Raw genomic sequence first — 9,836 nt, forward strand, 5'->3', positions numbered from 1 at the left:
CGCGGCCGCGGATCGATAAGGCGCGTGCCGTCTCGGGCGTGTCTCCGGAGTCGATGGACAGGGCGACGTCCGCGGCTTTCAATAGGGCGGCGACCTTCGGAGACGTGGGGGCGGTGGCGATGACGAATTCTGCACCGGTCCAGAAGTATCCGACCGGAATGACCCGCGGCGTCCCGTCCTTGCCGACGTAAGCCAAGTGAGCCGCGGACGTCGACGCGAGCAATTCCTGCGCCCCCGCCATGCCTAGTTCGGCGTCTATCTTCTGCCTGATCACAATGATGCCCCTGTCCGTTGCTCGGGTCTGTCTACCTTTGTCGACTCGAGTGCCACAACGGAATCATCGGCATCGGGTGACTATTCGGGCTACAGCCCGGACGGCACGGCCTTGCCGTTTACTGTCACGTCGACCTGGTCGGTCTTCTGGTTGTATGCGATGCGGCCGTGCTCGAAACTCGACACGAGCAGATCGCCGTCGGCGTTTGCGTCGCTGATCGGCAGCCCCAGCGGACCTGCCGAACCGTTGGTGCCGGTGATCGCAGGCGTGCCGTCCGGGTCGCGCGGGATATTCCACGCCTCCCGGATCTTGCCCAGGGTGATATATGCCGGTGTGCCGGCCGCGTCGTTCCTGGCGGTGATCACCCCGCCCTGGAACTGCTGGAATACCACACCGCTGTCGCGCTTTCCGGCGTTGCGGTCACCCGTTAGCGGCTTGCCCAGAGCCTTCTTCTGATCCTCGGTTGCCGACGAGTACTTGGCAGCGATAGGGCCGGTCAGAGTCACCTGGACGTCGCGCTCCCCGATGAGCTTCACCTCGGTGGGCTGCGCTGGGGCCGTAGACGTGGAGGTGGCGTTCGCCCCGACCTGAGGCGGTGCCGATGCGCCGACGCTCTTGCCATCGCTGCAGCCGCCAGTGATCAGCGCGGCCGCCGTGAGGCAGAGGGCTGCGGTGTGGCGGTTTGCAATCGTTCTCATAGGCTTCCTCTCGCGTCGTCCTGTGCGGTCTGCGTTAGCTCCGAACGAACTTACGCCTCGGTCACGGTCGGCGAGCCTGAGCACTGGTAAGGCTCCCCATGCTCCAGGTGACATCGACTCGATCTTCGGCCGTCGGGATATGCATGAGTCGAATATGCGGTGTTGGCGCCAAAACCTCGCGACGTTAAGTCATGCAAGTCCATTGTTGCTCCGCCCCTTCGGCGGTGAAAAAAGCAACTAAGAATGGATCCGGTAGACGTCAGGTTTGAAATTCCGAGCTTTGGATAGACGTCAATCCAGTTGCCGCTCTGGATAGCCGGCACCTCACGAAGGGAGCCCGACGTGGCGTTCTCACACATTGCATCGAAAACAACCGCGGCGGCAGCCGCATTGGCGGCGGCCGGACTCCTCGCAGCGACGCCGGCATGGGCCGACCCACAAGTGCTGCAGTTCGGCCAGATGGCAGAAATTTCCAGCATGGGCGGCACCATCGACTACACCGTGAGCAACCTGCAGCCCAGCGGCCACAACGACGGCATCTGGTACTCCGACGTGACCGCCAAAGGCGTGAGCGGTAACGCGACTCCGAACATCGCCGACTTCAACGCGCGGGCCGTGAACAGCTCCACGTTCGCGGTGATGAAGGGCAACCAGACCGACGGCCTTCCCGAGGGACCACTCCCCCTGGGCAGCCCGGTCACCGGGCGCATTTACTTCGACGTTCGCAACGGAACGAACCCCGACAGCGTCGTGTACCGGGACGCCGGAGGCACGGACAAGGTTGTCTGGAAAGGCTAGCAATTCGGTTCGCGCACAAGCGAATAGCCACGAATTGAATATGCCGCACTACTCCGAATCGTGCCGGCTGCGCTCGTAAAACCGTCGGACACGCGCGCGATTCCCGCAATCGGCCGTACTGCACCAGCGGCGGTTCTGCCGATGGCTGCTGTCGAGGAAAAGCCATCCGCATTCCGGGTCGCCACAGCGCTTGACGCGCGAGCGGGGCACGGTGGTCAGCAGCGTCACGGATTCGATGGCCAGCCGGTGTAGTGGCGTTTGCGCCGTCAGCGCCGTGTCACACCACGAGACCTCATCCTCGTCGAAAGTGAGCCGCCTGACGCGCAGCGCGGATCGGTAAGCATCGGCGACCCTAGCGGCGTCGCGAGCCGACCCGCGTCCCGTCCAGATGCAATGGAGTGCCTCTCTGAGCTGTCGCGTCTGACGCAGCGTTTTCGCGCCGGCGTCGCTGTCCGAAACCGCGCGCCCGGCGAGGCTGCGAGCCTCGGCGGCCGACACCACACCGGCATGCTCCGTCCAGTCGACGAGGTCGAGATAGTCCACCAAGTAATCCGTCCGGCGCTGCGGGTCGCCGCGCCATGCCACCGTGTTCACCAAGTCGACCGCAGGGTGGCCCCCGCGTAGATCGAGTTCAGCAGCCCCTGATCGCGCCACGGTTTCCAGTCTAATGCCCTTGAACTGATTTAGGCATTAGGACATCGGGTACCTGTTTCAGCATGAGATGCACACGCACGGACGCAATGAGTCAGTTTGGGTTGGTCTTCGGCGCACTGTGCCTGTCGGCCTCGGCGATACTGCTGAAGTTGGCATCGACCACGCCGGCTACCGCAACAGCCGCACGTTGTCTGCTGGCGCTGCCCGTGGTGGTCGCCCTCGCGATCCCGGAATGGCAACGGGGAGAAGGTTTGTCGCACCGCGGCGTGCTGTCAGCGGTGTGCTGTGGTGCGTTGTTCGCCGGCGACATGCTGCTGTGGACGCAGGCCATACCGGAAGTGGGAGCGGGGCTTTCCACCGTCCTGGTGAATACCCAGGTCGCCATCGTTCCGTTCTTGACGTGGCTGGTCGACCGGGAACGGATCTCGCGGCGGTTCCTGCTTGCGCTGCCAGTGTTGCTGGCCGGCGTCATGCTCGCCGGCGGCGTGCTCGAGCACGGCCTTTCCGGCACCGACCCCGCACGCGGCACGTTGCATTCGGTCGGCGCCGCGGTCTGCTATTCGGGGTTCCTGTTCTTGCTGCGACGCGGCGGGCAGTCCGGCCGACCCATGCAGACCTACGCCATCGTGTTGGCGACGTCGGCGGTGGTGGCGGCGGCGGTCGGACCGTGGTGGCACGGCTTCGACTTGTGGCCGGGCTGGCGCGCCATGGGATGGCTGACCCTGGTCGCCATCACCGGACAGTTGCTCGGTTGGCTGCTGGTGGCCGTGTTGTCGGCCCGCCTCCCCAGCACCGTCAGCTCCGCGCTCCTGTTGCTGATGCCGGTGGGCGCGGTCGCGCTGGGCGCTGGCGCGCTGCGCGAGCGCCCCTCCCCGCTGCAGCTCGCCGGCTGTGCACTCGTGCTGATGGCCGGGTACCTGGGCAGCGCAAAGCGTCTGGCGTCAGCACGCCGCGGGGCTTCCGGATGTTCCCTATTCGAACGACAAACGGACCGAACCGAGGCCCGCGAAGTCGGCGACGAACTCGTCACCGGGGTGCGCGTCGATCGCCCGGGTGCACGATCCGGGTAAGACGATGTCGCCGCGTCGCAGTCGCACGCCGAAACTCTCGACCTTGCGCGCCAACCACGCCACCGCCGTGACGGGGTTGCCCAACACGGCGTCGCCGCGGCCCTCGGCGACCACCTTGCCGTTGCGTGTCAGCACCGCGTCGATGGCCTTGGCGTCGAGCTCGGCTGGCGGCACTCGCGCCTCCCCCAGCACAAAACCCGCCGAGGAGGCGTTGTCGGCGATCGTGTCGCAGAGGGCAATCTTCCAGTCGGTGATCCGTGTGTCGATCAACTCGATGGAAGGAACGAGCGCCTCGGTCGCCGCCACGACGTCGTCCTCGGTGCAGCCGGCCCCGGGTAGGTCGGCCGACAGGATGAACCCCACTTCTACCTCGACTCGCGGGTAGAGGTAGCGCGCCGCCTTGACCGGGATGTCCTCGAACAGCTGCATCTCGTCGAGCAAATGGCCGTAGTCGGGCTCGTCCACCGCCATCATCTGCTGCATTGCCAACGACGACAGGCCCACCTTGTGGCCCACCACCCGAGCACCGTCGGCCACCCGCTGGCGGATGTTGATCAGCTGGATTTCATAGGCGTCGACCACGTCGATGTCGGGGTGGGCGGCGATCAAGGGAGCGATGGGCTCGCGACACCGCTCGGCGTGTGCGAGGTCGGCGGCCAACTCGTCGCGGATCGCCACGCTGAGCATCTGACGAGCTCCCCTCATCCGTCCGACCGCGCCGCTCTCCCATGACCGAGCGGCACAGCCGTAAACACGGTGCTCGGCCGTCAGAGGTTCATGAATGCAGGGTGGGTCGGAAGCGACGGCGAAAGTCGTCGCCGTCGAAGCCGAATAACCGCCGGTTTCGGCGGAATGGCGGCTGGGCATTCGCAGACATGAGCTCGCTACGTTCCATTGGTTTTCTCGCGGCTGCGGTAGTAACCGCCTGGGCGGGAATTCTCTGTGCACCCGTCCCAGCGTCGTCCGCCGACCCATGTCCCAACGTCGAAGTGGTGTTCGCCCGCGGCACCGGCGAGCCACCAGGGGTCGGCGGGATCGGCCAGGCGTTCGTCGATGCGCTCGGATCACGGGCGGGCGGCAAGTCGGTGGCGGTCTATCCGGTGAATTACGAGGCGAGCAGCGACTTCAACGGCGGCATCGCTTTCGCCAGAACCGTCGTGGACGGAATCAGGGACGCCGGTAGTCATATCGAATCCACGGCGTCGAACTGCCCCAACACCAGGGTGGTGCTCGGTGGGTACTCCCAAGGCGCCGCCGTGGCCGGCTTCGTGACTTCGGCTGCCGTGCCCAAGGAAGTGCCGCAGGAATTCGTGTCCTACGTCCCGCAACCGTTGCCGCGGGCGGTGGCTGATCACGTTGCCGCCGTGGTCCTGTTCGGCACGCCGTCCCCTGAATTTCTGCGCGGCGCCGGCGCGCCGCCGATTACGATCGGTCCCCTCTACGCGGGCAAGACCATTCAGCTGTGCGCCCCCGATGACAACATCTGCAACGGCGCACCTCCGGGACCGCCCGGTCTGGCTCACACTCTGTATGCGGCGAACGGCATGGTTGACCAAGGCGCGAATTTCGCTGCGAATCACCTTTAACCCGCTAGCTGGCCCCGGCCCTCGATTGGTCGATTCGAGAGACGCCCAGTGCGTTTTCGTGAGTTCACATATCGGCGCGCAATCATGTACTGTCGTACGCGAAGGTAATTAGTCGCGCGTTGAACAGCGAGGTCTCAAATGCTCAGATCCTCGGGTTGTCGGGGCCCCGACGTCGGATCCAATGCAGGCATTCAGTTTGACGAGGCGGGCTGACAACCGACGTATCCACAGCATTTCGGAGAGGCGGGGGAATCACCGATGGCACGCCATGACCCAGATTACGAGCTTTACGAGCCACGTCGATCCCCCACCCTGTACACGTGCAGGGGCTGCGGCACGATCGTGCACAACATAAGAATTCATGACGCTTGGCATCGCGGGATAGACGAGCGCCGCCGGCAGGCGATCGACGGTGACTTCACGGACGACCAGTAGGGCCCGTCGTAATTGCCGAGCAACGCCCCTACGGGGCGATGCCCTCGACCAGCATGGTTGGTCCGAAGTGGCGGACTCGTCCGGGTCTGAGCCCGGCGTCGCGCATCAGGGCGTGCACTTGCTGCGGCGACCGTTCCCGACCGCCTTCGCAGGAAACCAGCATCAGCACGTCGAGCATCGCCGACACGGTGTTCAGCTGGCCTGATTCGTGGTGCATATCGATGGTGACCACCTTCGCGCCGGGCGGCATGGTGGCGTGGACCCGCTTGAGAATTTCGCGGCAGGCATCATCGTCCCAGTCGTGCAGAATCCACTTCATCGTGTAGACGTCAGCGCGAGCGTCGAGCTGACCGAACAGGTCGCCGGTGCGGCGCTCGATCCGGCCGGCCAACCCTCGCTCGCGTAGAAACCCGTCTGCCTGCTCGATGATCTCGGGGGAATCGAGCAGGATGCCCCGAGCGTTAGGCCGACGTTCGAGGATGGCCGCGAGCATGTGCCCGACTCCCCCGGCGACGTCGCAGATGACTCCATGCGTTGGCCATGGATAGGTCCGCACGATGCCGGCGAGGTCGAACTGGGTGAGCTGACGCATGGCGTCTGCGAACATGCTCCGCATGTCGGGGTGCTCGTCCAGGTACTCCCATAGCGACAAGCCGAAAGCCCTTCGGTATCCCGAGGTTTCGGCGCCTTCGCGGAGCTGGGCGTCGAGGTGCGCATATGCGGCTGCCGTGTCGGGGTGCGCGTAGTAGGCGACCCAGGAGGCGATCGATCTGGGGTGGTCGCGACGTAGCGGTGCACCGAGCTTCGTCATGCGTGCACGGCCCCGGCGATCCAGTTTCATCAACCGCGACCCGGTCGCGGCGTTCACGATCCTGACGGTCACGTCCGGGTCTAATCCGAGTTTGTGTGCCAGTTCGACTGGATCGCGTGCGTCCTCGCCGAGGGCATCGGCTAATCCTGAAGAGACGAGCACGCCCGCGATTTTCAGCTTCTGCAACCCGAAGGTGATGTCGGAGAACAGCGCGAACTCCCCCGGCACCGCGGCGTCCGCGAGATCCAAGACACGGCGTCGAGCATCGAATACGCCGCGCGCCACCGAACGCGGTAATGGCAAGGTAGGCAGGCGCATCGACATCACCTATCGCCGATCGCCGAAATCCGGCGCAGCCGAAAGCGGGGATGCCGGATCGGTCGTTGGGCAGGCGCGATCATAGTGTCGGGCTCGCTTTCTCGTCGGCCGCAGTTTGGCTGATGTCCTCGGTGGCGGCATGGGCGGCGGGCCACCATTTCGCCAGCGTCGCGAGTTCGGCGGCTTCCTGTTGCAGCGTCGCCGCTCCCGACGCGCCGATCAGCGCCGAGTCCATGTCGGGCAGTTCCGGCGTCACGCCGGCCGCTTTGGCTCTGGCGGCGTACGCCAGGCGCAGGGCTGCGACGGCCGCGTCGCGGTCGCGCGCCGGCACCGGGCGGGGCTTGGTCAGAAAGCGCATTAGCTCATGGTTGGGTATCTCACGGACATATGGGCGAAGTCCCAAGATTGCGTCCCGGATCTCGACGACGGTGTGATGTAGCTGCAGCTGTGATTTTTGGCGCCGGGGCTCCTCGTGGTCAAGGGCGAAGACACACTCTGGGACGACGGTTCGCAGAGCCCGCCGCAGCGGTTGCAGCGTGCGCCAGCTGTGGCTGATGGGATCCAGCCCGAGTGAGCGACGCAGCTTGGTGGCAAGAGGGACAGCCGCAGTCGCGAACACGCCGAATATCATGAAGAAAAGGCCGAACGCGTGGTACTGCTGCCTGAAGTCGGCGGTGTGAGTCCAGCCAAGCTGGTCGGACATTTGCAGGGCGGCCTCTTGGACCACATTCCCGATGCCGGCCAGGCCCATTGACAGAGTGCTGATCGCGATCAAGCGCTCCCGCCGCCCGCTGGCGATACGGAACTCGTGCACGGAAAGCAAAATCATGCGGGCCGCCAGGACCGTCAGCAACGCCGACACGCAAGTCAAGCCCGTCACGCTCTCCCAGCCGACCGTGAACTCGAGGGGCTTTTCTGCGATTCGCGCGGGAGTGCCGAAGATGAGGACTCCGGAAGCCAGTAACACCCCCGCCAGGCGGTAATACCTGTGCTTGCGGCGGGCTTCGGCTTCTGACATCCCCGACCACAGCAGGATGAATCCCATGAATTCGGCGTAGCTGTAACTCATTAGAGCGGTACTCAGTTGCCAGGTGCCTGGTCTCGTCATGAAAGCTGCACTGACGAGCATGTTTTGGACCAGCCGCTCGCGCAACAATTGCGTCAGCAGCAGGAGCACCAACGTGTTGTTGAAGTATTTTTCGTAGAGGTTGGTGTTGCACCATCGGAAGCGCCCGAGCAGGACGAGCGTCATGAACGCGATCACAGGCCAGGCGATGATGCCTGGCACGGCGGACGAGCTCACGGGCGGAAGAACACGCTGCTCATCATCGACTTCTGCGTCCCGCCCTCGGCGGCCGCGAGCATCACTATCGACGCGAACATCTCCGCGTCGCGTTCTCGGTCGTCGTCGAAAGCGGTGCGGCCCAGGATCTCCCCGACGCGAGGGTCGAAACCGGCTAGAGCGGTCGCAAAGATCATTTTGTGGTGGCTACCATCACTCCCGCCCGCGATCCCGCGGTCATGTTCCAACACCATGTGCCCGATTTCGTGGCACACGATCTGATCGATGTGGTACTCCGAAGTACCCGCTTCGTGGATGATGATGTCGTCGTCGTCCCGTTTCATCCACAGCCCGCAGGCGCTTATCGCGAGTTTGTCTACCGTCGGGACCACGTGGATCGGCCGACCACGCAAACGGGCGACGGCATCGATAAAAGTGGTGCGATCCCAAGGGACCGGGACGGGCAGGGTACGCACCAGCGCGAGCATGTCAGCCTTAGAAGTCATCTAGACCCGACCATTCTCCTGGCGCCATGGGCGGCAGGTCTTGCAGTTTGCGAATTTCATCGACCATCGCGGCCAAACTGCTTATGGCTTGTGGAGTCAGTCCGGACGTGCGCATGGCCAAATCTCGCACGCCGCTGTCGCGCAATGCTTGCATCAAAGTCAGTTGTGCCTCGATTTTCGGATCAGTGTCGCGATCAATCAGATAGGACGCAGGCACACCGAAAAAGTCGGCGATGGCGCGCAGATGTTGCACCGTCGGGTTGGTCTTGACGCCGTTTCTGAGCTGCCAGAGATAGGCCGGACTGATCGACACGCCCGTCTTGCTGGTTATCGCCGCCGCAGTGGCGGCGTTCGATAGCGGAGGCGTGCCGGCCTGCCGCATCACATCGAACAGCTGGTTCAACTTGACCGCGAGATCCGAGCCGTTCTCAGCAACACGTTGCACCCCGTCTGGCACATTGCCGCGATCCATTTACTCTCGTTTCATCGCAACGTTGTCCTCATATACTGACGTTATCAGCTGCCCGGCCTGCTAACCACCGACTTTTCGATCAACCCCGAATACACGCGCCGGTCATTAGGCTTTGAAAATGCGTTCGTACCGTTATGCCGTCGCGGCGGTCATCAGCCTTTTATCCGCAGGCGTTGCCGCGACGGCGTGCACCAAAAGCATCACCGGACACGCGGTGCATGCCCCTGGCGGTGCCGCCACCACCTCGCAGATCGCGACGTCGACACCGCCGACGCCGACCTCCGCTGCGCCCACCGGCCCGCCAGTCGGTACTGCGGTGATGAAGGTCAGCGGCGGAAGCGCCCCGGTCACGATCCGTTACCGGATCAACGGCGGCCCGGAGCAGACCGAGGCCAATGTGCCCCTGCCATGGGAAAAGCAGTACTCCGTCTACAACGAAGTGGAGTCGCAGGTCTCCGCCGACGGCGGAGACGCCCCGCTCACCTGCACGATCATCATGGACGGCGACAAACTCGTGTCCCTCAAGAGCGAACCGCGCCCCACCTGCAACTTCGCCTACTGGGGCTGATCGGCAACGCCGTCTGGACCGCACCCGGGAGGCTCCCCGTCAGCGGACCGCTCGTAGGTCATCGCCGGCGGGGGCGGTACCGGGGGCAGCGGGCCGCGATATACGTCGAGATATGGTGCGGCATAAGGGTTTTGCCATGGCCGCACGCCGGCGCGTCGCCTGCGCACATACGTCACGACCAGGACGCCACAGGCCACGATGAGAAAGGCCAGCAACAGGGCTTTCGCGACCAGTGCCGCAGTCATGACGCGGATCTTAGCCCTGATCCGGGCAACAGGCGGACGCCGTACCGCAGTGCCAAAACCTTCCATCCGTTCCGGCTTTCGCCGGTGACCACTGAGGCTTGAGCGATGCCTGAGACCGC

The 9,836-nt window shown here is 64.4% G+C and carries 13 protein-coding genes; 4 read left to right on the forward strand and 9 right to left on the reverse strand.

What is annotated here, in order from left to right:
• Positions 1-241 (reverse strand): pyridoxamine 5'-phosphate oxidase family protein (locus A5659_RS11345; RefSeq protein ID WP_369829372.1); only part of this gene is annotated, 241 nt, incomplete at its 3' end.
• 122 nt (positions 242-363) lie between these two features.
• Positions 364-972, reverse strand: coding sequence for an LGFP repeat-containing protein (locus A5659_RS11350; RefSeq protein ID WP_067181084.1), 609 nt, complete (start codon positions 970-972; stop codon positions 364-366).
• A 342-nt stretch (positions 973-1,314) separates the two neighbouring features.
• On the opposite strand from A5659_RS11350, the gene A5659_RS11355 reads away from it, so the two are divergent.
• The gene (locus A5659_RS11355) at positions 1,315-1,770 is read left to right on the forward strand and encodes an MPT63 family protein (RefSeq protein ID WP_066873197.1); all 456 of its coding nucleotides are present in this window, start codon (positions 1,315-1,317) and stop codon (positions 1,768-1,770) included.
• A gap of 48 nt (positions 1,771-1,818) precedes the next feature.
• Here A5659_RS11355 and A5659_RS11360 read toward each other — a convergent pair whose 3' ends face one another.
• Positions 1,819-2,424, reverse strand: coding sequence for a CGNR zinc finger domain-containing protein (locus A5659_RS11360; protein ID WP_082976022.1), 606 nt, complete (start codon positions 2,422-2,424; stop codon positions 1,819-1,821).
• Positions 2,425-2,510: 86 nt separating this feature from the next.
• Between A5659_RS11360 and A5659_RS11365 the strand changes: the two genes are divergently transcribed.
• Positions 2,511-3,494 carry a DMT family transporter gene (locus A5659_RS11365; RefSeq protein WP_067181091.1) on the forward strand — a complete coding sequence of 328 codons (984 nt, stop codon included), beginning with the start codon at positions 2,511-2,513 and terminating at the stop codon, positions 3,492-3,494.
• On the opposite strand, the gene A5659_RS11370 is transcribed toward A5659_RS11365, so the two are convergent.
• The gene (locus A5659_RS11370) at positions 3,396-4,181 is read right to left on the reverse strand and encodes a 2-keto-4-pentenoate hydratase (RefSeq protein ID WP_066876841.1); all 786 of its coding nucleotides are present in this window, start codon (positions 4,179-4,181) and stop codon (positions 3,396-3,398) included. The genes A5659_RS11365 and A5659_RS11370 overlap by 99 nt on opposite strands.
• Before the next feature lie 188 nt (positions 4,182-4,369).
• Here A5659_RS11370 and A5659_RS11375 point away from each other — a divergent pair, with 188 nt between their 5' ends.
• Positions 4,370-5,080: a cutinase family protein gene (locus A5659_RS11375; protein ID WP_067139942.1), complete on the forward strand. Its 711-nt coding sequence runs from the start codon at positions 4,370-4,372 to the stop codon at positions 5,078-5,080.
• A 463-nt stretch (positions 5,081-5,543) separates the two neighbouring features.
• Here the strand turns inward: A5659_RS11375 and A5659_RS11380 are convergent, their stop codons facing one another.
• The 4 genes from A5659_RS11380 to A5659_RS11395 all read right to left on the reverse strand — a co-directional run bounded on the left by A5659_RS11380 (position 5,544) and on the right by A5659_RS11395 (position 8,904).
• Positions 5,544-6,650 carry a methyltransferase gene (locus A5659_RS11380; RefSeq protein WP_082976024.1) on the reverse strand — a complete coding sequence of 369 codons (1,107 nt, stop codon included), beginning with the start codon at positions 6,648-6,650 and terminating at the stop codon, positions 5,544-5,546.
• A gap of 73 nt (positions 6,651-6,723) precedes the next feature.
• Positions 6,724-7,947 (reverse strand): DUF6545 domain-containing protein, encoded by a 1,224-nt coding sequence (locus A5659_RS11385; protein WP_067181099.1) that lies wholly within the window; start codon positions 7,945-7,947, stop codon positions 6,724-6,726.
• The gene (locus tag A5659_RS11390; protein WP_156749133.1) at positions 7,944-8,414 is read right to left on the reverse strand and encodes a hypothetical protein; all 471 of its coding nucleotides are present in this window, start codon (positions 8,412-8,414) and stop codon (positions 7,944-7,946) included. Before A5659_RS11390 ends, A5659_RS11385 begins: the two co-directional genes overlap by 4 nt.
• A 7-nt stretch (positions 8,415-8,421) precedes the next feature.
• Complete coding sequence (locus A5659_RS11395; protein ID WP_082972096.1) at positions 8,422-8,904, reverse strand: helix-turn-helix domain-containing protein; 483 nt, start codon at positions 8,902-8,904, stop codon at positions 8,422-8,424.
• Between the two features lie 118 nt (positions 8,905-9,022).
• Between A5659_RS11395 and A5659_RS11400 the strand changes: the two genes are divergently transcribed.
• Positions 9,023-9,472 (forward strand): hypothetical protein, encoded by a 450-nt coding sequence (locus tag A5659_RS11400; RefSeq protein ID WP_066873218.1) that lies wholly within the window; start codon positions 9,023-9,025, stop codon positions 9,470-9,472.
• On the opposite strand, the gene A5659_RS26925 is transcribed toward A5659_RS11400, so the two are convergent.
• The gene (locus A5659_RS26925; RefSeq protein ID WP_082972097.1) at positions 9,460-9,717 is read right to left on the reverse strand and encodes a hypothetical protein; all 258 of its coding nucleotides are present in this window, start codon (positions 9,715-9,717) and stop codon (positions 9,460-9,462) included. The genes A5659_RS11400 and A5659_RS26925 overlap by 13 nt on opposite strands.
• Positions 9,718-9,836: the final 119 nt, after the last annotated feature.

The sequence above is a fragment of the Mycobacterium sp. 1165196.3 genome (genome assembly GCF_001673415.1).
GTDB classification, from domain to species: domain Bacteria; phylum Actinomycetota; class Actinomycetes; order Mycobacteriales; family Mycobacteriaceae; genus Mycobacterium; species Mycobacterium europaeum_A.